This window comes from Pseudomonas sp. JH-2, assembly GCF_036231725.1.
GTDB classification, from domain to species: Bacteria; Pseudomonadota; Gammaproteobacteria; order Pseudomonadales; family Pseudomonadaceae; genus Pseudomonas; species Pseudomonas delhiensis.
In genome coordinates, this window is the sequence record NZ_JAZAQP010000002.1 from 275,462 (window position 1) to 296,570 (window position 21,109).

Here is a 21,109-nt window from a genome sequence, read left to right on the forward strand (position 1 = left end):
CGTGTAGTGGGCATGAATGCGATTTATTCGCAGTTGAAATCCGCCCTTCGAGTCCCGAGAACCCCATGAAAGCGCAGCGTCCCCGTACCACCCTCAAGCCCCTGACCCTCGCCCTGCTCGGCGCCCTGGCCGGTGCCGCGAACCTGCCGGCGCTGGCTGCCGAACCGGCTGCCGCCAGCCTGGAGTCGCGCTACGCCTTCGCCCTGGCGGCGCAGCCGCTGCCCCAGGCGCTGAGCGAATTCAGCCGCGTCACCGGCCTCAGCGTGGTCTACACCGAGGAGGCGCCCTACGCCCTGCAGGCGCCGTCGCTGCGTGGCCAATACAGCGCCGCCGAGGCCCTGGAGCGCCTGCTGGCCGGCTCCGGCCTGCGCTTCCGCCCGCTGGACGGGCGCAGCGTCACCCTCGAACGCATTCCCGCCGACGCCCTGAGCCTGGACGCCACCACCGTCTCGGCGATGGCCAGCGCCGAACAGAGCTACCAGCCGGCACCGCTCAGCTCGATCAACCGCGCCGGCACGCCGGTCATGGAAACCCCGCAGAGCATCGTCACGGTGCCGGCCCGGGCGATCCGCGACCAGCAGCCGCGCAACCTCGACGACGCGCTGAACAACATCAGCGGCGTGACCCAGGCCAACACCCTCGGCGGCACCCAGGACGCGGTGATGAAGCGCGGCTTCGGCGACAACCGCGACGGCTCCATCATGCGCGACGGCCTGCCTTCGGTGCTGGGCCGCAACCTCACCGCCACCGCCGACCACGTGGAAGTGCTCAAGGGCCCGGCCTCGCTGCTCTACGGCATCCAGGACCCGGGCGGGGTGGTCAACGTGGTGAGCAAGAAGCCGCAGTTGGCGCGGTACAACGCAGTGACCCTGCGCGGCTCGACCTACGCCCACGGCAAGCAGGGCAGCGGCGGACAGATCGACAGCACCGGCGGTATAGGCGACTCGCCGCTGGCCTACCGGCTGATCGTCGACCACCAGGACGAGAACTACTGGCGCGACTTCGGCCAGCAGCGCGAAACCCTGGTGGCGCCCTCGCTGGCCTGGTTCGGCGAGGCCACCACGGTCACCCTCGGCTACGAGCACCGCGAGTTCAAGACACCCTTCGACCGCGGCACCGCCATCGACCCGCGCACCAACAAGCCCCTGGACCTGCCGCGCACCCGCCGCCTGGACGAGCCCTTCAACATCACCGAAGGCCGCTCCGACCTGACCCGCCTGGACATCGAGCACCAGCTCGACGAGCAGTGGAAGGCGCACCTGGCCTACGGCTGGACCCGCGAGACCTACGACGACAACCAGGCGCGGGTGACCGCGGTGAACAGCGCCAGGGGCACCGTCACCCGCCGCGTCGACGGCACCCACGGCGCGGTGAGCAGCGACAGCTTCGCCACCGCCTCGCTGCTGGGCGACGTGCAACTGGGCGGCCTGCGCCACGAACTGGTGCTGGGCATGGACAGCGAGAAGCGCAAGATCTACCGCGCCGACCTGATCCGCAGCACCGCCACCAACACCCTGGACTACAACGACCCGGTCTACGGCCAGGTGTCACCGGCCACCCAGGTCAGCCCCGGCGACAGCGACCAGACCGACAAGCTGCGCAGCGACTCGCTGTTCCTGCAGGACTCCTGGCACCTGGATGAGCACTGGATTCTGGTCGCCGGCGGGCGTTACCAGATGTTCGACCAATACGCCGGCCGCGGCCGGCCGTTCCAGGCCAACACCGACCTGAACGGGCAGAAGTGGGTGCCGCGCGCCGGCGTGGTCTACCGCTTCGATGACCAGTTCTCGCTGTACGGCAGCTATACCCGTTCGTTCAAGCCCAACTCGACGATCGCGCCGCTGTCCACCGGCCAGGTGATCGACTCGGCGATCCAGCCGGAAGAAGCCAGTTCCTGGGAGATCGGCGCAAAGATGGATATTCCCGGGCGCATCAGCGGCAACCTGGCGTTCTTCGACATCCGCAAGCGCAACGTCATGGTCAACCAGCTCGACGCCAACGGCGACACCGTGGTGCGCACCGCCGGCAAGGTGCGCAGCTACGGCGCCGAACTGGACCTGTCCGGCCAGCTGAGCGAACGCTGGAGCCTGCTCGGCAGCTACGCCTGGCTCGACGCGGAAGTGACCGAGGACCCGGAACTGGAAGACAACCGCCTGCAGAACGTGGCCAAGGAAACCGCCTCGCTGTCGGCGGTGTACGACGCCGGGACGATCTTCGGCGGCGACAGGCTGCGCCTGGGCAGCGGCGCCCGCTACGTGGGCAAGCGCGCGGGCGACCCGGCGAATTCCTTTGAGCTGCCGTCCTACACGGTGGCCGATGCCTTCGCCAGCTACGACACCCAGCTGGGCGGGCACAACGTCGGCTTCCAGTTCAACGTGAAGAACATCTTCAACCGCGAGTACTACCCTTCGGCGGCGAACAACCTCTACGTCGCGGTGGGGGAGCCGCGGCAGTTCGAGGTTTCCACGACGGTGGAGTTCTGAGGGGAGGGTCTTTTCGTAGGAGCGAGCTTGCTCGCGAACGGAGTTCTGCCAGGTGGACCAAGTGCTCGGCCTGAAGAGCGCCCTCTCCCTAACCCTCTCCCTGAAGGGAGAGGGGACCGTTGGGCAGGGCTGGGTGTTTTGGAGTCAGCCGGCAGCACTGAAGGTTCCGGTTGAAACCATGCCTTCTCTCGGCACGGACAAGCCCCCTCTCCCTTCAGGGAGAGGGCTGGGGAGAGGGAGCGGAGTCACCTCAACACACCAGAGCCGCCGGGAAACACCGTTCGCGAGCAAGCTCGCTTCTACAAGCTCGGCAGACTTACATCTCCACCACAATCCGCCCCTCGATCTGCCCGGCGCGCATCTTGTCGAAGATGCCGTTGATGTCCTCCAGCTTACCGGCGCTCACCGTCGCCTTCACCAGCCCCTCGCCGGCGAAGTCCAGCGCCTCCTGCAGGTCGGCGCGGGTGCCGACGATGGAGCCGGTGATGTGCAGGCCCTTGAGCACCACGTCGAAGATCGGCGTGGGGAAGTCGCCCGGCGGCAGGCCGACCAGGGACACGGTGCCGCCGCGGCGGGCCATGCCGATGCCCTGGCCGAAGGCGCTGTTGGACACCGCCGTCACCAGCACGCCGTGGGCGCCGCCGATGTCGCGCTGGACCACTTCCACCGGGTTTTCCTGCTTCGCGTTGATGGTCAGGCTGGCGCCCAGTTTGCGCGCCAGCTCCAGCTTGGCGTCGTCCACGTCCACCGCCGCCACGTGCAGGCCCATGGCCTTGGCATACTGCACCGCGACGTGGCCCAGGCCGCCGATGCCGGAGATGGCCACCCACTGGCCGGGGCGCGCCTTGGTTTCCTTCAGGCCCTTGTACACGGTGACGCCCGCGCAGAGGATCGGGGCGATCTCGGTGAAGCCGACGCCCTTGGGCAGGATGCCGACGAAGTTCGGGTCCGCCAGCACGTATTCGGCGTAGCCGCCGTTCACCGAGTAGCCGGTGTTCTGCTGGTGCGTGCAGAGGGTTTCCCAGCCGGTCAGGCAGTGCTCGCAGCAGCCGCAGGCGGTGTACAGCCAGGGCACGCCGACGCGGTCGCCTTCCTTCACCCGGGTCACCCCGGCGCCCACCGCGGCGACGTAGCCGACGCCCTCGTGGCCGGGAATGAACGGCAGGCTCGGCTTCACCGGCCAGTCGCCCTCGGCGGCGTGCAGGTCGGTGTGGCAGACGCCGGAAGCCTCGATCTTCACCAGGATCTGGCCGGGGCCGGGCAGCGGCACCTTCACTTCCTCCAGGCGCAGCGGCGCGCCGAAGGCGTGCACCACTGCGGCTTTCATGGTCTGGGGCAGGGTCGAGGACATGACGAAGCTCTCCTTGTGCAAACGAACGGGGGCGGGCGAAAGCCTGTCTGCGCCGCGGGTTGCATCAGTCTGAACCCTTGAGCCTAGGCGATATTGAGCTGGAGCAAGGGCCGCTCGCCTCATCCCTTGGTAGCACCCGCCCAACGGCCCGCGCACGGACTCCACGAACGGCGCGGCCTTGCGGTATACTGCGCCGCCTCCGAACCGGCCCCGCTCGTCGGTTCGTCCATGTACAAGCCACGCCCGGGACCGGAATGCGTGGCTTGTTGGTTTTTGACGCGCAGCACGCGCACCACCAAGAGGCACGACGATGAGCGTACTGGTTGGCGTGATCATGGGCTCCAAGTCCGACTGGAGCACCCTTAGTCACACCGCGGACATGCTGGACAAGCTGGGCATCCCCCATGAAGTGAAGGTGGTTTCCGCCCACCGCACCCCGGACCTGCTGTTCCAGTACGCCGAAGAGGCCGAAGGCCGCGGCATCGAGGTGATCATCGCCGGTGCCGGCGGCGCCGCCCACCTGCCGGGCATGTGCGCGGCCAAGACGCACCTGCCGGTGCTCGGCGTGCCGGTGCAGTCGTCCATGCTCTCGGGCGTCGACTCGCTGCTGTCCATCGTCCAGATGCCCGGCGGCGTGCCGGTCGCCACCCTGGCCATCGGCAAGGCCGGCGCCATCAACGCCGCGCTGCTGGCGGCGAGCATCCTCGGCGGCAAGCACCCGCAGTACCACGACGCGCTCAAGCGCTTCCGCACCGAGCAGACCACCTCGGTGCTGGACAACCCCGACCCCCGCGAGGCCTGAGCAGAACCATGAAGATCGGTGTCATCGGTGGCGGCCAGCTGGGCCGCATGCTGTCCCTGGCGGGTACCCCGCTGGGCATGGACTTCGCCTTCCTCGACCCGGCGCCGGACGCCTGTGCCCAGGCCCTGGGCGAGCACATCCGCGCGGACTACAGCGACCAGGACCACCTGCGCCAGCTGGCCGACGAAGTGGACCTGGTGACCTTCGAGTTCGAGAGCGTGCCGGCCGAGACCGTGGCCTTCCTCTCGCAGTTCGTGCCGGTCTACCCCAGCGCCGAGGCGCTGCGCATCGCCCGTGACCGCTGGTTCGAGAAGTCGATGTTCAAGGACCTGGGCATTCCCACCCCGGCTTTCGCCGACATCCAGTCCCAGGCCGACCTCGACGCCGCCGTGGCCAGCATCGGCCTGCCGGCGGTGCTCAAGACGCGCACCCTGGGCTACGACGGCAAGGGCCAGAAGGTCCTGCGCAAGACCGAGGACGTCGCCGGCGCCTTCGCCGAGCTGGGCAGCGTGCCCTGCATCCTCGAAGGCTTCGTGCCTTTCACCGGCGAGGTGTCGCTGGTGGCGGTGCGCGCCCGCGATGGCGAGACGCGCTTCTACCCGCTGGTGCACAACACCCACGAGAACGGCATCCTGCGCCTGTCCGTGGCCAGCAGCGAGCATCCGCTGCAGGCCCTGGCCGAGGACTACGTCGGTCGCGTGCTGGACAAGCTGGACTACGTCGGCGTGCTGGCCTTCGAGTTCTTCGAGGTGGACGGCGGCCTGAAGGCCAACGAGATCGCCCCGCGCGTGCACAACTCCGGGCACTGGACCATCGAAGGCTCCGAGTGCAGCCAGTTCGAGAACCACCTGCGGGCCGTCGCCGGCCTGCCGCTGGGCTCCACCGCCAAGGTGGGCGAGAGCGCCATGCTCAACTTCATCGGCGAAGTGCCGCCGGTGGACCAGGTGCTGGCCATCGCCGACTGCCACCTGCACCACTACGGCAAGGCCTTCAAGGCCGGGCGCAAGGTCGGCCACGCCACCCTGCGCAGCAAGGACCTGGCCACCCTGAAGGCGCGCATCGGCGAAGTCGAAGCCCTTATCGGCAAGGGCTGACAACCCCGGTCGCCCGTCCCTCATGGCGGGCGGCCGCGCGGAACGCCAGGCTTTCCTACACTGTCAGACAAAGGGCGCGCCGGTTGGCGCGTCCATCCACAGGAGGGAAAACCATGGGTTTAATCGGAACCATCGTCATCGGCCTGATCGTCGGCCTCATCGCCCGTTTCCTGAAACCAGGGGACGACAGCATGGGCTGGATCATGACCATCCTGATCGGTATCGGCGGCTCGCTGCTGGCCACCTACGGCGGCCAGGCCGTGGGCATCTACCAGGCCGGGCAGGCCGCCGGCTTCATCGGCGCGGTGGTCGGCGCGGTGATCCTGCTGGTGATCTACGGCATCGTGAAGAAGAGCTGATCCACCCCGTCGTACGCCGGGTAGCGCCTCGCGCTGGTCATTTGCCCGGCGATCCCCAAGAATGTGCGCCGATTCCCGCTCGCCCGGCCTGGGCGGGCGGCGAAGGTCTTCGCCGTCTTCCCGTTGCGTGGGCGCCCGCTGCCGGCGCCCGAGAGCCCATCCATGCGCCGTACCCTGCTCGCCTGCAGCCTCGCGCTGCTCACCGGCCTGGCCCATGCCGCCGACATCCCGGAAACCGACTGGCTGCAACTGATGCCGCCCAGCGACCGCAAGGCGCTGGAGGAAATGCCCGAGATCGACCACAACAGCCCGGAAGCCGCCGGCACCTTCACCCAGAAGCAAGGTGGCCTGAAGCAGAAGGGCAAGCTGCCGCAGGTGATGTTCTCGACCAGGACGGTCGCCGCGCTGGACGGCAAGCAGATCCGCCTGGGCGGCTACCCGGTGCCGCTGGAGAACGACGCCAGGGGCCGCGTCACCGAGTTCTTCCTGGTGCCCTACCCGGGCGCCTGCATCCACGTGCCGCCGCCGCCGCCGAACCAGATCGTGCTGGTGCGCTACCCCAAGGGCATGAAGATCGACGACATCTACAGCCCGCTGTGGGTGACCGGCAAGCTGAAGGTGGAGAAGGTCAGCAACGAGATGGCCGACGCCGCCTACGCCATGGACGAGGCCAAGGTGCGGGCGGTGCAGGATAGCGATCTGTAGCGTGCCTTGCTCTTCGTAGGAGCGAGCTTGCTCGCGAACCCGGTTCGGTGCTTGGCCTGAAGAGCGCCCTCTCCCTAACCCTCGGCTGCGCGCCCCGCCCTGAAGGGAGAGGGGACCGTTGGGCAGGGCTGGGTGTTTTGGAGTCAGCCGGCAGCACTGAAGGTTTCCGGTTGAAACCATGCCTTCTCTCGGCACGGACAAGCCCCCTCTCCCTTCAGGGAGAGGGCTGGGGAGAGGGAACGGAGTCAACCCAACACACCAGAGCCGCCGGGAAACACCGTTCGCGAGCAAGCTCGCTCCTACGAAAAGCCGGCGGATAACGCCTGGGGCGTTATGCGCCCTACGGGGTCTCCAGCGCCTCGCTCCAGATTTCCACCGCCATCGTCTCGCTACGCCCCGGCGCCACGCTCAGCACGTCGTCCCAGACCCGCGCCGTCTCGATGCACAGCATGCGCTGCCAGGCGTCGTCGGCGAACTGCGAGAGGCGCTGGGCCTTGTCGATCCAGGGGTTCCACAGCACCGCCGAGCGCGAGTGGCTGGCCTGGATGTGGATGCCGCGGTTCCACTGTGGGTCGCGGATCACCAGGGGGCGGTCGACGTCCAGGTAGATGCGGTCGGTCTCGCCCTGGATGCGCACCACGCCGTCCTGGCGGCGCTCCTCCCAGTTCTCCAGCGTCTCGATGTAGCGGCAGCCCTGCAGGCCGTCGACGCTGACCTGGCGGGCGTCGCTGACGGCGAAGTAGGTGTGCAGCGCCTGGCTCAGGGCCAGCGGCTTGTCGCCGAGGTTTCGGGTGGTCAGTTCCAGGGCCAGGCGCTCGCCGAAGCGCATCACCAGGCTCAGTTCGGCGCAATGGGCCCAGCCCGGCAGGCCCTGGCGGGCGTCGAGCTTCCAGTGCACGGCCAGCGCGCCCTGTTCGTCGGCGATGTCGTCCAGTTGCCAGTCGATGCCGCGCACCAGGCCGTGGGCCGGGGGCTTGTCGCCTTCGTATTCGGTGCGCACCTGCACCGGGTTGCGCGCCAGGTCGCCGAACCAGGGCCAGCACACCGGCACGCCGCCGCGCAGGGACTGGCCGCGCTTGTACCCGGCCTGCTCGCTGAGCCACACCAGCGGTGGCTGTTCGTGGGGCTGGTAGCTGAGCAGCTGGGCGCCCTGCTGGGCGATCAGCGCCTCGCCGAACTCGGTGTGGATGCGCCAGCAGGGCAGCTCGTCGATGGTCGTCTGTTCGACGCGGGGGGTGATGTAGGGGCTGCTCATGGGGGCCTCCGGCACTGCAAGGGGAAAGGATTCAGTATCACCGATCCCCCGGCGGCCGGGCAGTTCCCCGAAACGGCTTTTTTCAGCCCTGGCGCAGGCTTTCCAGGCTGCGCCGCTGGCGCCCCTGCGCGTCGAAGTTGGCCGCGTCGAGCCAGGCCTCGAAGGCCGCCTGGCGCACCGGCCATTCGCTGTCGAGGATGGAGAACCAGGCGCTGTCGCGGTTGTGGTCCTTGATCACCATGTGCTGGCGGAAGGTGCCCTCGTAGACGAAGCCCAGGCGCTCGGCGGCGCGCATGGAGCGCGCGTTGCGCGAGTTGCACTTCCACTCCAGGCGCCGGTAGCCCAGCTCGAAGGCGCGCCTGGCCAGCAGGTACACCGCCTCGGTGGAGGCCGGGCTGCGCTGCATGACGCGGCCGAAGGCGATGTGGCCGATCTCGATCACCCCGTCCTTCGGGGTGATGCGCAGGAAGCTCAGCAGGCCGGTGACGCGGCCGCTGCTGCGCTCGCGCACGGCGTAGAACTGCGGGTCGGCGCTGGCGGCGTTGCCGGCGATCCAGGCGTCGAAGGCGGCGCGCTCGGGGAAGGGGCCGTAGGGCAGGTAGTCCCACAGCACGGGGTCGGATTCCGGGCCCTGCAGGGCTTCCCACAGGTCATCGCCGTGGCGCGCGGCGTCCAGCGGCTCCAGGGCCAGGTAGCGGCCTTCCAGGGTTTCCCGGGCCGGGGCGGGCACCGGCTGCCAGTGCAGGGCGGGTTGCGAGTCGGTCATGGCGGTGCTCCGGTCAGAGGATCTTGCGGTACTGGACGAAGCCGGAGCGGTCGGCGATCCGGTCGTACAGGTGCATGGCGTCGGTGTTGGTCTCGTGGGTCAGCCAGTGCACCCGCGAGGCGCCGGCGGCGCGCGCCATGACGTAGACGTGCTCGATCAGCTCGCGGCCGATGCCGCCGCCGCGCAGGCCCTCGGCGACGTAGAGGTCCTGCAGGTACACGTAGTCGCCCTGGGTCCAGCAGGAGCGGTGGAAGATGTAGTGGACCATGCCGATGGCCTTGCCGTCGCGCCAGGCCAGCGCCGCGTGCATGGGTTCGGCGGGGTCGAGGAAGCGCTGCCAGGTCAGGGCGCTGGTGGCCTCGTCTATCACGGTCTTGTAGAAGCGCTGGTAGCCCTGCCAGAGCGGCAGCCAGGCGGAGTGGTCGTCGGCGGTGACGGAGGCGATCTCGAGCGGTGCGGTCATGGGGTGGCCTTTGTCCTTGGGGTCTGGTGCCAGACTAGATCGGGAATTGGTTCCGCTAAAGAGCCATTCATGGTCCAATTCGAGGAGCCATTTCCGGAGCCCGCCATGAACGCCCCGCTGCCTTTCGACCCGTCCGGCATCCGCCTGGACCCTGCCAGGGGGCTGGGCCAGCAGCTGTTCCAGGCGCTGCGCGAACGCATCCTTGACGGCCGCCTCGGCGCGCGCTCGCGGCTGCCGGCCAGCCGCGACCTGGCCGCCGCCCTGGGGGTGTCGCGCAACACCGTGGTGCGCGCCTACGAGCAGCTCTACGCCGAGGGCTACATCGAGGGCCGCACCGGCGACGGCACCTACGTCGCCGAACGCGTGCAGCCGCGCTGCGCGCCCGCCCCGCAACCGGGCAAGGTGCCCGAGGTGGCGGCGCTGGAGCGCCTGCAGCGGCACCACCTGCCCAGGCCGCCGAGCGGTGCGCCCAGGGCCTTCCGCGTCGGCGTGCCGGCCTTCGACCTGTTCCCTTTCGAGACCTGGGCGCGCCTGCAGGCGCGCTTCTGGCGCGACCCGCCGGCGGACTGCCTGGGCTACGGCGACGCCGCCGGCGAATGGCGCCTGCGCGAGCTGATCGCCGCCTACCTGCGTAGCGCGCGTGGCCTGCATTGCGAGGCGGGGCAGGTGATAGTCACCAGCGGCGCGCAGCAGGCCATCGCCCTGTGCGCTCAGGTGCTGCTCGCCGCGGGCGACCACGTGGCCATCGAGAACCCCGGCTACCGCGCCGCCGGCCATGCCTTCGCCACCGCCGGCGCGCACCTGCACGGGGTGGCGGTGGACGCCGAGGGCCTGCGCACCGACCTGCTGCGCGAGCTGCCGGATTGCCGGCTGGTCTACCTCACCCCCTCGCACCAGTACCCCACCGGCGTCACCCTGTCGCTGGCGCGGCGCCTGGCCCTGCTGGAATGGGCCGAGCGCAGCGGCGGCTGGATAGTCGAGGACGACTACGACGGCGAGTACCGCTACGCCGGCACCCCGCTGATGCCCCTGGCGGCGCTCGACCGCCAGCAGCGCGTGCTCTACGTCGGCACCTTCTGCAAGATCGCCTTCCCCGCCCTGCGCCTGGGCTACCTGGTGGTGCCGCCGGCCCTGGCCGAGGCCTTCGCCCGCCGCCGCGCCCTCGACGTGCGGCATTCGGAGGTCGGCACCCAGCGGGTGATGGCCGACTTCATCGCCGAAGGCCACTTCCAGCGCCATGTGCGGCGCATGCGCCGGGCCGCCCGGGCACGGCGCGACGCCCTGCTGCGCGGCTGGCCCGAGGTGCCCGGCTGCGCGCCCATGCCGCCGGTGGAGGCGGGGCTGCACCTGTGCGTGCGGGTGGAAAGCCGCGAGCGCGAGTGCTGGCTGGTGGAGCGCGCGCTGCAGGCCGGGGTGGAGGTCAACGCGCTGAGCGACTACTGGCTGCCCGAATCGACGGAGCCCGAAGACGAGCGCGCCGGCCTGGTCATGGGCTTCGCCGCGGTGCCCGAGGCGCGTATCGCCGAGGCCCTGAAGGCCTTGCGCAAGGCCTGGAAACTTCCGCTTTCGTAGGAGCTAGGCGCCCCCTTCGATCCTACGAAGAGCCCGGGGGCTTTTCCTCGCGCTCGGCCCAGTAGGTCTGCTTGTGCCCGCGGCCCTGGTACTCCAGGGCCAGGGCCTCGGCCTCGTCGCGGCTCAGGCCGCGGCGCACGACGAAGCGGTTGCCGTTGTCGTCCAGCCGCCACAGGCACCAGTCGCGCGCTTCAGGCATCGAAGGTCGAGGTCTTGCGCAGGCGCAGCGCGAGCAGGATCAGCAGTACGCCGAAGAACAGCGCATAGGCGCCGATCACCCAGACCACCGCCACCGCGCCGGCGCCGGGGTTGGCGATCATCAGCACGCCGAACAGCACCGACAGCGCCCCCGACAGGCCCAGCCACCATTCGTTGGCCAGGCTCTTGCGCAGGCGGAAGGCGGCGACGATCTGCAGCACGCCGGTGGCCAGCGCCCAGCCGGCGATCAGCATCAGCAGGCCCAGCGCCGTCAGCGCCGGCCAGAAGAAGGCCACCAGCCCGGCCAGCACGCCCAGGGCGCCGACCAGCCACAGCGGCCAGATCGGCCGTTGCGACTCGCGCATGCTGGCCGCGGCGATCAGGGTGAAGACGCCATCGACGAAGGCGTAGGCGCCCCAGACGATGACCAGCACGGTGAGGGCGATGCCCGGCCAGGCGATGGCCAGGATGCCGAACAGCACGGCGGCGACGCCGCGCAGGGCGATCCATTTCCAGTGCCGGCCCAGGGCTTGCCACAGGGGATGATCGTTCATGGGGTTCTCCAGCGGGGTTCGCCAGAAACCATAGCAGCCCCGTGCCCGTGGACGCTTTTCGTAGGAGCGAGCTTGCTCGCGAACCCCGCCCTTTCGCGAGCAAGCTCGCCCCTACGAAGAGCCGGGCAAAAAGAAAAGCCCGGCGCGGGGCCGGGCGAAAGGGCCTGCCGGGGCAGGCGGGCGGCGTCGGGCGGGACGCCACCGGGGAGCCGCGGATCAGCCGGCGGCCAGCTCGCCGCCGGCTTCCGGCCGCGGGCCGTGCAACCGCTCGTAGTCGGCGCGCATGGCCTTGTGCAGGCCGAACATGAACAGGATCAGCACCGCCGAGAAGGGCAGCCCGGCCAGCACCACCACCGTCTGCATGGCGGTGAAGTTGCCGGCGAACAGCAGGCCGATGGTCACCAGGGTGACGATCGCCGACCAGAGGATGCGCAGCCAGTTCGGCGCGTCCTCGTCCAGGTCGCCGCCCTCGCGGGACAGGTTGGCCAGCATCACCGAGCCGGAGTCCGCCGGGGTGAGGAAGAGCACGAAGCCGACGAAGATCGACACGCCGATCACCACCTTGGCGAAGGGGTAGTGCTCCAGCAGCAGGTAGATCGACATCGACGGCTGCTCCAGGGCGGCCTTGCCGAGGTCGGCGGCGCCGTGGTTCATCACCAGGTCCAGGGCGCTGTTGCCGAATACCGAGAGCCAGGCCAGGGTGAAGCCCAGGGGGATCAACAGCACGCCGCAGACCAGCTCGCGCACGGTGCGCCCGCGGGAGATGCGCGCCACGAACATGCCCACGAAGGGCGCCCAGGAAATCCACCAGGCCCAGTAGAACAGGGTCCACAGGCCCAGCCATTCCTCGCTCCTGGCGGCGCTGCCGCCGGTGTAGACGTAGAGGTCGAAGGTCTTGAGGACCAGGCCGTTGAGGTAGTCGCCCAGGTTCTGCACGAAGCCGTTGAGCAGCTCCAGGGTGGAGCCGCAGACCAGCACGAACACCAGCAGCGAGCTGAACAGCACGATGTTCAGGTTGGACAGCCGGCGGATGCCTTTCTCGATGCCCGAGACCGCCGCCAGGGTGGCCACCAGGCTCATCACCAGCAGCACGATCAGCAGCGTGGTCTTCGAATGTTCCATGCCGGCCAGGTATTCCAGGCCGGAGGACACCTGCAGCGCGCCGATGCCCAGGTTGGTGACCAGGCCCAGCAGGGTGACGAAGATGCCGAAGATATCCACCGCGTGGCCGGCGCCGCCCTTCACCCAGCGCTCGCCGAGGATCGGCAGCAGCGCCGAGCGCAACGCCAGCGGCTGGCGGTGGCGATAGGCGAAGTAGCCCACGGCCAGGCCGACCAGGGCGTAGATCGCCCAGCCGTGCAGGCCCCAGTGCAGGAAGGTCAGCTGCAATGCCTGGCGCGCCGCCTGCGGGCTGCCGGCCACGCCCTCGGGCGGGTGGTAGAGGTGGTCGATGGGCTCGGAGGCGGCGAAGTACAGCAGCGAGATGCCGATCCCCGAGGAGAACAGCATGCCGGCCCAGGCGCCGTAGCTGAAGTCGGGCTTCTCATGGTCGGCGCCGAGCTTCAGCGTGCCATAGCGCGAGAAGGCGACCCAGGCGACGAAGAACAGGTAGGCCCCGATGGCCAGCATGTAGTACCAGCCGAAGCTGTGCGACAGCCAGGCCTGGGTACGGGCCAGGGCGGCGCCGGCGCTGTCCGGGAAGAAGATCAGGATGGCGGTCAGAACCAGGATCAGGGCGGTGGAGCCGAAGAACACGATCGGGTTCAGACGGGCCTGCTCGTTTGTTTTTCTTGGCGAAGCAGAACTCATTTTTCAGGGGGATCCCATGGCAGTGAACGCATGGCGGCCGGCGACAGTGCGCGAGGCACGGCGACGGGCCGCGAACCACAGACACAGCATTGCCGCCGCGACACTTCCGGCCGGGATTCTGCGATCCTTGGCCATTGGAGAGCGGCGCGGTGATGAACGGCTCGGGCCCGCTTGCACGCAAGGGCTCGGGAGGGTTCACGGAGCGCAGCTTATTCTTAGTTGATTGAACGTTCAATAAAAACAAAATAGACTGGCCCACATTGACGCCGGACGGCACAGCCACGTCCCGCGTGAGGAGAGAAACCAATGCCCAAGGTCGGTATGCAGCCGATTCGCCGTTCGCAACTGATCCACGCCACCCTCGAGGCCGTGGACCAGGTCGGCATGAGCGACGCCAGCATCGCCCTGATCGCCCGCCTGGCGGGGGTCTCCAACGGCATCATCAGCCACTACTTCCAGGACAAGAACGGCCTCCTGGAGGCGACGATGCGGCATCTGATGTCGGCTTTGAGCAAGGCCGTGCGCGAACGCCGCGCTAGCCTGCGAACCGACGATCCGCGTGCCCACCTGCGGGCGATCGTCGCCGGCAACTTCGACAACAGCCAGGTCAACGGCCCGGCCATGAAGACCTGGCTGGCGTTCTGGGCCAGCAGCATGCACCAGCCGTCCCTGCGCCGGCTGCAGCGGATCAACGACCACAGGCTGTATTCCAACCTGTGCTGGCAGTTCCGCCGCGAGCTGCCGCTGCGCCAGGCGCGCAGCGCCGCCCGTGGCCTGGCCGCGCTGATCGACGGCCTGTGGCTGCGCGGCGCGCTTTCGGGCGACGCCTTCGACACCGAGCAGGCGCTGGCTATCGCCTACGACTATCTCGACCAACAACTGGCCAAGCGCACCGGATAGCGGGCGCGGCCTTACGTGCTGAAACCATAAGAGAGGACAACCGACCCATGGCTCGATTCGACGTTCAGAAGCTCTACATTGGCGGCCGCTACGTGGAGGCCACCAGTGGCGCCACCTTCGAGACCGTCAACCCGGCCAACGGGGAGGTCCTCGCCCTGGTGCAGCGGGCTTCGAAGGAAGACGTCGAGCGCGCCGTCGCCAGCGCCGTCGAAGGCCAGAAGGTCTGGGCGGCGATGACCGCCATGCAGCGCTCGCGCATCCTGCGCCGCGCCGTGGACATCCTCCGCCAGCGCAACGACGAACTGGCCGAGCTGGAAACCCTGGACACCGGCAAGCCGCTGGCCGAGACGCGCTACGTCGACATCGTCACCGGCGCCGACGTGCTCGAGTACTACGCCGGCCTGGTGCCGGCCATCGAGGGCGAGCAGATCCCGCTGCGCGAGACCAGCTTCGTCTATACCCGCCGCGAGCCGCTGGGCGTGGTCGCCGGCATCGGTGCCTGGAACTACCCGATCCAGATCGCCCTGTGGAAATCCGCCCCGGCCCTGGCCGCGGGCAACGCGATGATCTTCAAGCCCAGCGAAGTCACCCCGCTGAGCGTGCTCAAGCTCGCCGAGATCTACACCGAGGCCGGCCTGCCCGATGGCGTGTTCAACGTCCTCACCGGCAGCGGCCGCGAGGTCGGCCAGTGGTTGACCGAGCACCCGCTGATCGAGAAGATCTCCTTCACCGGCGGCACCTCCACCGGCAAGAAGGTCATGGCCAGCGCCTCCAGTTCCTCGCTCAAGGAAGTCACCATGGAGCTGGGCGGCAAGTCGCCGCTGATCATCTTCGACGACGCCAACCTCGACCGCGCCGCCGACATCGCCGTCATGGCCAACTTCTTCAGCTCCGGCCAGGTCTGCACCAACGGTACCCGGGTGTTCGTCCCGCGCGGCCTGCAGGCGCGCTTCGAGGAGAAGGTGCTGGAGCGGGTGAAGCGTATCCGCCTGGGCAGCCCGCAGGATGCGAACACCAACTTCGGCCCGCTGGTGAGCTTCGCGCACATGGAGAGCGTGCTCGGCTACATCCAGGCCGGCAAGGACCAGAAGGCCCGCCTGCTGTGCGGCGGCGAGCGCGTCACCGAAGGCGAATTCGCCAAGGGCGCCTACGTCGCCCCCACCGTGTTCACCGACTGCCGCGACGACATGACCATCGTCCGCGAGGAAATCTTCGGCCCGGTGATGAGCATCCTCGTCTACGACAGCGAGGAAGAAGTCATCCGCCGCGCCAACGACACCGAGTACGGCCTGGCCGCCGGCGTTGTCACCCAGGACCTGGCCCGCGCCCACCGGGTGATCCACCGCCTGGAGGCGGGCATCTGCTGGATCAACACCTGGGGCGAGTCGCCGGCGGAAATGCCGGTGGGCGGCTACAAGCAATCCGGCGTCGGTCGCGAGAACGGCCTGACCACCCTGGCTCATTACACTCGCATCAAGTCCGTGCAGGTGGAGCTGGGCGACTACGCCTCGGTGTTCTGACCACCGCGATCGAGCCCTGAGCGGCCGGTCGGCGGAGCGACCGGCCATTCCGACCTTCAGACACCGGCGCGCCCAGCGTCGCGGGCGGTGTCGTGCCCAGAAAAAGAGGTAGGCCTGCATGACCCAGGAATATGACTACATCATCATCGGCGCCGGTTCCGCCGGTAACGTCCTCGCCACCCGCCTGACCGAGGACCCGGACGTCAGCGTGCTGCTGCTCGAGGCCGGCGGCCCGGACTACCGCGCCGACTTCCGCACCCAGATGCCCGCCGCGCTGGCCTACCCGCTGCAGGGCCGCCGCTACAACTGGGCCTACCTCACCGACCCCGAGCCGCACATGAACAACCGCCGCATGGAATGCGGGCGCGGCAAGGGCCTGGGCGGCTCCTCGCTGATCAACGGCATGTGCTACATCCGCGGCAACGCCATGGACTTCGACGGCTGGGCGAAAGAGAAGGGCCTGGAGGACTGGGCCTACCTCGACTGCCTGCCGTACTTCCGCAAGGCCGAGACCCGCGACATCGGCCCCAACGACTACCACGGCGGCGACGGCCCGGTCAGCGTGACCACGCCCAAGGCCGGCAACAACCCGTTGTTCCACGCCATGGTCGAGGCCGGCGTGCAGGCCGGCTACCCGCGTACCGAGGACCTCAACGGCTACCAGCAGGAAGGCTTCGGCCCCATGGACCGCACCGTGACGCCCCAGGGCCGTCGCGCCAGCACCGCGCGCGGCTACCTGGACCAGGCCCGCGAACGCGCCAACCTGACCATCGTCACCCACGCCCTGACCGACCGCATCCTGTTCAGCGGCAAGCGCGCCATCGGCGCCAGCTACCTGCAGGGGGACGACACTACGCCGAAGGAAGTGCGCGCGCGCCGCGAAGTGCTGGTGTGCTCCGGGGCCATCGCCTCGCCGCAACTGCTGCAGCGTTCCGGCGTCGGCCCGGCGCCCGTGTTGCGCGACCTGGGCATCGAGGTGGTGCACGACCTGCCGGGCGTCGGCCAGAACCTCCAGGACCACCTGGAGATGTACCTGCAGTACGCCTGCAAGCAGCCGGTGTCGCTGTACCCGGCGCTGCAGTGGTGGAACCAGCCGCAGATCGGCGCCGAGTGGATGTTCCTCGGCAGCGGCCTGGGCGCCAGCAACCAGTTCGAGGCCGGCGGCTTCATCCGCACCCGCGACGAGTTCGAATGGCCGAACATCCAGTACCACTTCCTGCCGGTGGCGATTAACTACAACGGCAGCAACGCGGTGAAGGAACATGGCTTCCAGGCCCACGTCGGCTCCATGCGCTCGCCCAGCCGCGGGCGGATCCAGCTGACCTCGCGCGACCCGCGCAAGCACCCGAGCATCCTCTTCAACTACATGTCCAGCGAGCAGGACTGGCAGGAGTTCCGCGACGCCATCCGCGTCACCCGCGAGATCATGGCGCAGCCGGCGCTGGACGCCTACCGCGGCCGCGAACTGAGCCCGGGCCTGGACAAGAAGAGCGACGCCGAGCTGGACGCCTTCGTCCGCGAACACGCCGAAACCGCCTTCCACCCCTCCTGCTCGTGCAAGATGGGCGAGGACGACATGGCGGTGGTCGACGGCCAGGGCCGCGTGCACGGCATGGAAGGGCTGCGCGTGGTGGATGCGTCGATCATGCCGCTGATCATCACCGGCAACCTCAACGCCACCACCATCATGATCGCCGAGAAGATCGCCGACCGTATCCGCGGCCGCCAGCCGCTGCCGCGCAGCACCGCGGACTACTACAAGGCCAACGGCGCACCGGTGCGGGGCAAGCCGATGCGGGCGTGAGTTCCAAGCAGGAATAGGGGAGGGCGCCACGAGTTGGCGCCTTTCTTTTATGAGTATCGAGGCAAGGCAGAGGTGGACGGCTAGTGCCGAACTTCATGCCAGCAGCGGACAAGCCCCCTCTCCCTTCAGGGAGAGGGTTGGGGAGAGGGAAAAGCGATATCAGGATGGAGCGGGGCTATTCACCACTCCGAACGAGGACAAACCCTCACCCCCGCCGCGGCGGCACCGGCCTAGTCCGCCCGCTGCCATCGATGGCCACGAACACGAACACCGCCTCGGTGACCTTGCGCCACTCGCTGGACAGCGGATCGTCGCTCCACACCTCCACCAGCATGCGGATCGAGCTGCGCCCGACCTCCAGCGTCTGGGTATAGAAGGACAGCTGCGCGCCCACCGCCACCGGCACCAGGAAGGCCATGCGGTCGATCGCCACCGTGGCCACGCGGCCGGCGGCGATGCGGCTGGCCATGGCGGTGCCGGCCAGGTCCATCTGCGACACCAGCCAGCCGCCGAAGATATCGCCGAAACCGTTGGTCTCGCGCGGCAGCGCGGTTATCTGCAGTGCCAGGTCGCCCTGCGGGATGGGGTCTTCTTGTTCAAGCTCGATCATAGGTAAGGGCCTCTTGCCCCGACGGTCTCGATTCAAGGTACGAAAGGAAAAGCTCTCCCAAGAGTCCTGCTTTGTGTTGCTTCCTACAGAAACTTGGGACAACTTTCTGATCGGCCCCGCGCACATGGCTTGGGCATTATATAGAGGCCGGCCTGCGGCAGCGACCGCAGAATTCCCCATAACAATGTTGCGCTGACGAGTATCCATTTGCCATGGTTTGCCGTTCGCGATCCCGTGTCAGCGCCGCCAACCTGCCGAGAAACCTTGCATGCCTTCTGCGAATACCCCAGCCGCCCGTCCGCTCACCCGCAGCGACTACAAGACCCTGTCCCTCTCCGCCCTGGGCGGTGCCCTGGAGTTCTACGACTTCATCATCTTCGTCTTCTTCGCCACCGTGGTGGGCAAGCTGTTCTTCCCCGCCGACATGCCCGAATGGCTGCGCCAGCTGCAGACCTTCGGCCTGTTCGCCGCCGGCTACCTGGCGCGACCGCTGGGCGGCATCGTCATGGCGCACTTCGGCGACCTGCTCGGGCGCAAGAAGATGTTCACCCTGAGCATCTTCATGATGTCCGTCCCGACCCTGCTCATGGGCGTGCTGCCCACCTACGAGCAGATCGGCATCTGGGCGCCGCTGGCGCTGTTGCTGCTGCGCGTGGTGCAGGGCGCGGCCATCGGCGGCGAGGTGCCCGGGGCCTGGGTCTTCGTTTCCGAACACGTGCCTTCGCGCAACGTCGGCTTCGCCTGCGGCACCCTCACCGCGGGGCTGACCGCGGGCATCCTCATCGGCTCGCTGATGGCCACGGTGATCAACAGCTTCTATAGCACCGAGGAAGTGCTGGCCTACGCCTGGCGCATCCCCTTCCTGCTCGGCGGCATCTTCGGCCTGTTCTCCGTCTACCTGCGCCGCTGGCTGCACGAGACCCCGGTGTTCGCCGAACTGCAGCAACGCAAGCAACTGGCCGACGAGGTGCCCCTGGGCGTGGTGGTGCGCGAGCACCGTCCGGCGGTGGCCATCTCCATGCTGCTCACCTGGCTGCTGTCGGCGGCCATCGTCGTGGTCATCCTCATGACGCCCTCGGTACTGCAGAGCGTCTACGGCGTGCCGGCGGCCACCGCGCTCAAGGCCAACAGCCTGGCGATCATCTTCCTCACCGGCGGCTGCATCCTCGCCGGGCGCATCGTCGACCGCATCGGCGGGGGCCGTACCTTCATCGGCGGCAGCCTGCTGCTGGGCGTGACCTCGTGGATCTTCTACAGCAGCCTGAAGACCCATCCGGACTGGCTCTTCCCTTTATATGCACTGACCGGCCTGTGCGTCGGCATCGTCGGCGCCGTGCCCTACGTCATGGTCAAGGCGTTCCCGGCGGTGGTGCGTTTCAGCGGCCTGTCCTTCTCCTACAACCTGTCCTACGCGATCTTCGGTGGCCTGACGCCGATGGTGGTGGCGCTGCTGATGAAGGAAGACCCCATGGGCCCCGCCTACTATGTGGCTGCGCTGTGCCTGGTGGGCTTCCTCACTGGCTGCTTCCTGCTGCGCCAGGAACGCCTGGCCAGTGGGGCTTCGCTGGTCACCAATTGATCGATCGGACAGGTTTTTCAGAAAAGTTTCAAAAAGTCGTTGACGGGCATTCTGAAGTCCCTATAATGCGCACCACTCCCAGCGACGAAGCGCTGAAAGAGCTTGAAAATCAAGCACTTAAGCGGGTTCGAAGTTGAGGGTGGTGGTCAGGCAGGTGATTCACTTGCCGCCTTTCGGTTCGACAGCTGCTCCGGCAGTGGGCCGAAAAGGAAGATCGCCGAGGTGCTTGACAGCGAGTTTGAACGCTGTAGAATGCGCCTCCCGCTGACGAGAAGCTTCGGCCGATCGAAAGCGCAAGCGGTTGAGTAGGAACGAAAAATTCTGAAAATAACGCTTGACGGAATAAGAGGTTGGCGTAGAATGCGCGGCCTCGGTTGAGACGAAAGAATCAACCACTGCTCTTTAACAAGTTGAATCAAGCAATTCGTGTGGGTGCTTGTGAGCTAAGACTGGTGATCGCAAGATTATCAGCATCACAAGTAACACTCGTGAATTCGAGAGTTTTTTGCGATTGCTGAGCCAAGTTTAGGGTTTTCTCAAAACCCGATCAGTATTGAACTGAAGAGTTTGATCATGGCTCAGATTGAACGCTGGCGGCAGGCCTAACACATGCAAGTCGAGCGGATGAAGGGAGCTTGCTTCCGGATTCAGCGGCGGACGGGTGAGTAATGCCTAGGAATCTGCCTGGTAGTGGGGGACAACGTTCCGAAAGGGACGCTAATACCGCATACGTCCTACGGGAGAAAGTGGGGGATCTTCGGACCTCACGCTATCAGATGAGCCTAGGTCGGATTAGCTAGTAGGTGGGGTAATGGCTCACCTAGGCGACGATCCGTAACTGGTCTGAGAGGATGATCAGTCACACTGGAACTGAGACACGGTCCAGACTCCTACGGGAGGCAGCAGTGGGGAATATTGGACAATGGGCGAAAGCCTGATCCAGCCATGCCGCGTGTGTGAAGAAGGTCTTCGGATTGTAAAGCACTTTAAGTTGGGAGGAAGGGCTGCAAGTTAATACCTTGTAGTTTTGACGTTACCAACAGAATAAGCACCGGCTAACTTCGTGCCAGCAGCCGCGGTAATACGAAGGGTGCAAGCGTTAATCGGAATTACTGGGCGTAAAGCGCGCGTAGGTGGTTTGGTAAGATGGATGTGAAATCCCCGGGCTCAACCTGGGAACTGCATCCATAACTGCCTGACTAGAGTACGGTAGAGGGTGGTGGAATTTCCTGTGTAGCGGTGAAATGCGTAGATATAGGAAGGAACACCAGTGGCGAAGGCGACC

Annotated in this window: 18 protein-coding genes and 1 rRNA gene; 11 read left to right on the forward strand and 8 right to left on the reverse strand. The window is 67.5% G+C overall.

Annotated features, from left to right (window positions below):
* Nucleotides 1-65: 65 nt before the first annotated feature.
* Nucleotides 66-2,483 carry a TonB-dependent siderophore receptor gene (locus tag VV867_RS02730; protein WP_328565565.1) on the forward strand — a complete coding sequence of 806 codons (2,418 nt, stop codon included), beginning with the start codon at nt 66-68 and terminating at the stop codon, nt 2,481-2,483.
* Nucleotides 2,484-2,799: 316 nt separating this feature from the next.
* Here the strand turns inward: VV867_RS02730 and adhP are convergent, their stop codons facing one another.
* Entirely contained in the window at nt 2,800-3,834 is a 1,035-nt protein-coding gene (gene adhP, locus VV867_RS02735) for an alcohol dehydrogenase AdhP (RefSeq protein WP_275628198.1), read from the reverse strand.
* 310 nt (nt 3,835-4,144) lie between these two features.
* On the opposite strand from adhP, the gene purE reads away from it, so the two are divergent.
* The 4 genes from purE (at nt 4,145) to VV867_RS02755 (ending at nt 6,794) form a co-directional block, all read left to right on the forward strand.
* Nucleotides 4,145-4,636, forward strand: a complete 492-nt coding sequence (gene purE, locus VV867_RS02740; protein ID WP_009614245.1) for a 5-(carboxyamino)imidazole ribonucleotide mutase — start codon at nt 4,145-4,147, stop codon at nt 4,634-4,636.
* 8 nt (nt 4,637-4,644) lie between these two features.
* On the forward strand, nt 4,645-5,730 hold the full coding sequence (locus VV867_RS02745; RefSeq protein ID WP_328565566.1) for a 5-(carboxyamino)imidazole ribonucleotide synthase: 1,086 nt from the start codon (nt 4,645-4,647) through the stop codon (nt 5,728-5,730).
* 113 nt (nt 5,731-5,843) lie between these two features.
* Entirely contained in the window at nt 5,844-6,089 is a 246-nt protein-coding gene (locus tag VV867_RS02750; RefSeq protein ID WP_109934343.1) for a GlsB/YeaQ/YmgE family stress response membrane protein, read from the forward strand.
* Between the two features lie 162 nt (nt 6,090-6,251).
* Nucleotides 6,252-6,794: a DUF3299 domain-containing protein gene (locus VV867_RS02755; RefSeq protein ID WP_109934341.1), complete on the forward strand. Its 543-nt coding sequence runs from the start codon at nt 6,252-6,254 to the stop codon at nt 6,792-6,794.
* A 340-nt stretch (nt 6,795-7,134) separates the two neighbouring features.
* On the opposite strand, the gene VV867_RS02760 is transcribed toward VV867_RS02755, so the two are convergent.
* The 3 genes from VV867_RS02760 to VV867_RS02770 form a co-directional block, all read right to left on the reverse strand.
* Nucleotides 7,135-8,049: a D-hexose-6-phosphate mutarotase gene (locus VV867_RS02760; protein ID WP_328565567.1), complete on the reverse strand. Its 915-nt coding sequence runs from the start codon at nt 8,047-8,049 to the stop codon at nt 7,135-7,137.
* Between the two features lie 82 nt (nt 8,050-8,131).
* Entirely contained in the window at nt 8,132-8,815 is a 684-nt protein-coding gene (locus VV867_RS02765; RefSeq protein WP_328565568.1) for a GNAT family N-acetyltransferase, read from the reverse strand.
* Between the two features lie 13 nt (nt 8,816-8,828).
* The gene (locus VV867_RS02770) at nt 8,829-9,278 is read right to left on the reverse strand and encodes a GNAT family N-acetyltransferase (RefSeq protein WP_328565569.1); all 450 of its coding nucleotides are present in this window, start codon (nt 9,276-9,278) and stop codon (nt 8,829-8,831) included.
* A gap of 105 nt (nt 9,279-9,383) precedes the next feature.
* Between VV867_RS02770 and pdxR the strand changes: the two genes are divergently transcribed.
* Nucleotides 9,384-10,850, forward strand: a complete 1,467-nt coding sequence (pdxR, locus tag VV867_RS02775; RefSeq protein ID WP_328565570.1) for a MocR-like pyridoxine biosynthesis transcription factor PdxR — start codon at nt 9,384-9,386, stop codon at nt 10,848-10,850.
* A gap of 22 nt (nt 10,851-10,872) precedes the next feature.
* On the opposite strand, the gene VV867_RS02780 is transcribed toward pdxR, so the two are convergent.
* From VV867_RS02780 to VV867_RS02790, 3 genes are all read right to left on the reverse strand, one after another.
* Nucleotides 10,873-11,049, reverse strand: coding sequence for a hypothetical protein (locus VV867_RS02780; protein WP_275628205.1), 177 nt, complete (start codon nt 11,047-11,049; stop codon nt 10,873-10,875).
* Complete coding sequence (locus VV867_RS02785; RefSeq protein ID WP_109934337.1) at nt 11,042-11,602, reverse strand: HdeD family acid-resistance protein; 561 nt, start codon at nt 11,600-11,602, stop codon at nt 11,042-11,044. Before VV867_RS02785 ends, VV867_RS02780 begins: the two co-directional genes overlap by 8 nt.
* Before the next feature lie 216 nt (nt 11,603-11,818).
* A complete protein-coding gene (locus VV867_RS02790) occupies nt 11,819-13,357 on the reverse strand; it encodes a BCCT family transporter (protein WP_275628207.1) in 1,539 nt (512 codons plus the stop codon).
* 360 nt (nt 13,358-13,717) lie between these two features.
* Here VV867_RS02790 and betI point away from each other — a divergent pair, with 360 nt between their 5' ends.
* The 3 genes from betI (at nt 13,718) to betA (ending at nt 17,635) form a co-directional block, all read left to right on the forward strand.
* Nucleotides 13,718-14,311, forward strand: coding sequence for a transcriptional regulator BetI (gene betI, locus VV867_RS02795; protein ID WP_328565571.1), 594 nt, complete (start codon nt 13,718-13,720; stop codon nt 14,309-14,311).
* Nucleotides 14,312-14,358: 47 nt separating this feature from the next.
* Nucleotides 14,359-15,831: a betaine-aldehyde dehydrogenase gene (betB, locus tag VV867_RS02800; RefSeq protein WP_328565572.1), complete on the forward strand. Its 1,473-nt coding sequence runs from the start codon at nt 14,359-14,361 to the stop codon at nt 15,829-15,831.
* Nucleotides 15,832-15,949: 118 nt separating this feature from the next.
* Nucleotides 15,950-17,635, forward strand: a complete 1,686-nt coding sequence (betA, locus tag VV867_RS02805) for a choline dehydrogenase (RefSeq protein WP_328565573.1) — start codon at nt 15,950-15,952, stop codon at nt 17,633-17,635.
* Between the two features lie 205 nt (nt 17,636-17,840).
* On the opposite strand, the gene VV867_RS02810 is transcribed toward betA, so the two are convergent.
* Nucleotides 17,841-18,245 (reverse strand): acyl-CoA thioesterase, encoded by a 405-nt coding sequence (locus tag VV867_RS02810; RefSeq protein ID WP_089392471.1) that lies wholly within the window; start codon nt 18,243-18,245, stop codon nt 17,841-17,843.
* Nucleotides 18,246-18,513: 268 nt separating this feature from the next.
* On the opposite strand from VV867_RS02810, the gene VV867_RS02815 reads away from it, so the two are divergent.
* Nucleotides 18,514-19,824, forward strand: a complete 1,311-nt coding sequence (locus tag VV867_RS02815; RefSeq protein WP_109934332.1) for an MFS transporter — start codon at nt 18,514-18,516, stop codon at nt 19,822-19,824.
* 555 nt (nt 19,825-20,379) lie between these two features.
* A 16S ribosomal RNA gene (locus VV867_RS02820) occupies nt 20,380-21,109 on the forward strand; the annotation flags it as partial.

Coding starts and splice junctions, on each gene's coding strand:
- VV867_RS02765 (WP_328565568.1), bottom strand. CDS start 8,815: ATGACCGACTCGCAACCCGCCCTGCACTGGCAGCCGGTGCCCGCCCCG.
- VV867_RS02745 (WP_328565566.1), top strand. CDS start 4,645: ATGAAGATCGGTGTCATCGGTGGCGGCCAGCTGGGCCGCATGCTGTCC.
- VV867_RS02810 (WP_089392471.1), bottom strand. CDS start 18,245: ATGATCGAGCTTGAACAAGAAGACCCCATCCCGCAGGGCGACCTGGCA.
- purE (WP_009614245.1), top strand. CDS start 4,145: ATGAGCGTACTGGTTGGCGTGATCATGGGCTCCAAGTCCGACTGGAGC.
- betA (WP_328565573.1), top strand. CDS start 15,950: ATGACCCAGGAATATGACTACATCATCATCGGCGCCGGTTCCGCCGGT.
- betI (WP_328565571.1), top strand. CDS start 13,718: ATGCCCAAGGTCGGTATGCAGCCGATTCGCCGTTCGCAACTGATCCAC.
- VV867_RS02730 (WP_328565565.1), top strand. CDS start 66: ATGAAAGCGCAGCGTCCCCGTACCACCCTCAAGCCCCTGACCCTCGCC.
- VV867_RS02750 (WP_109934343.1), top strand. CDS start 5,844: ATGGGTTTAATCGGAACCATCGTCATCGGCCTGATCGTCGGCCTCATC.
- VV867_RS02780 (WP_275628205.1), bottom strand. CDS start 11,049: ATGCCTGAAGCGCGCGACTGGTGCCTGTGGCGGCTGGACGACAACGGC.
- betB (WP_328565572.1), top strand. CDS start 14,359: ATGGCTCGATTCGACGTTCAGAAGCTCTACATTGGCGGCCGCTACGTG.
- VV867_RS02815 (WP_109934332.1), top strand. CDS start 18,514: ATGCCTTCTGCGAATACCCCAGCCGCCCGTCCGCTCACCCGCAGCGAC.
- pdxR (WP_328565570.1), top strand. CDS start 9,384: ATGAACGCCCCGCTGCCTTTCGACCCGTCCGGCATCCGCCTGGACCCT.
- VV867_RS02760 (WP_328565567.1), bottom strand. CDS start 8,049: ATGAGCAGCCCCTACATCACCCCCCGCGTCGAACAGACGACCATCGAC.
- VV867_RS02755 (WP_109934341.1), top strand. CDS start 6,252: ATGCGCCGTACCCTGCTCGCCTGCAGCCTCGCGCTGCTCACCGGCCTG.
- adhP (WP_275628198.1), bottom strand. CDS start 3,834: ATGTCCTCGACCCTGCCCCAGACCATGAAAGCCGCAGTGGTGCACGCC.
- VV867_RS02785 (WP_109934337.1), bottom strand. CDS start 11,602: ATGAACGATCATCCCCTGTGGCAAGCCCTGGGCCGGCACTGGAAATGG.
- VV867_RS02770 (WP_328565569.1), bottom strand. CDS start 9,278: ATGACCGCACCGCTCGAGATCGCCTCCGTCACCGCCGACGACCACTCC.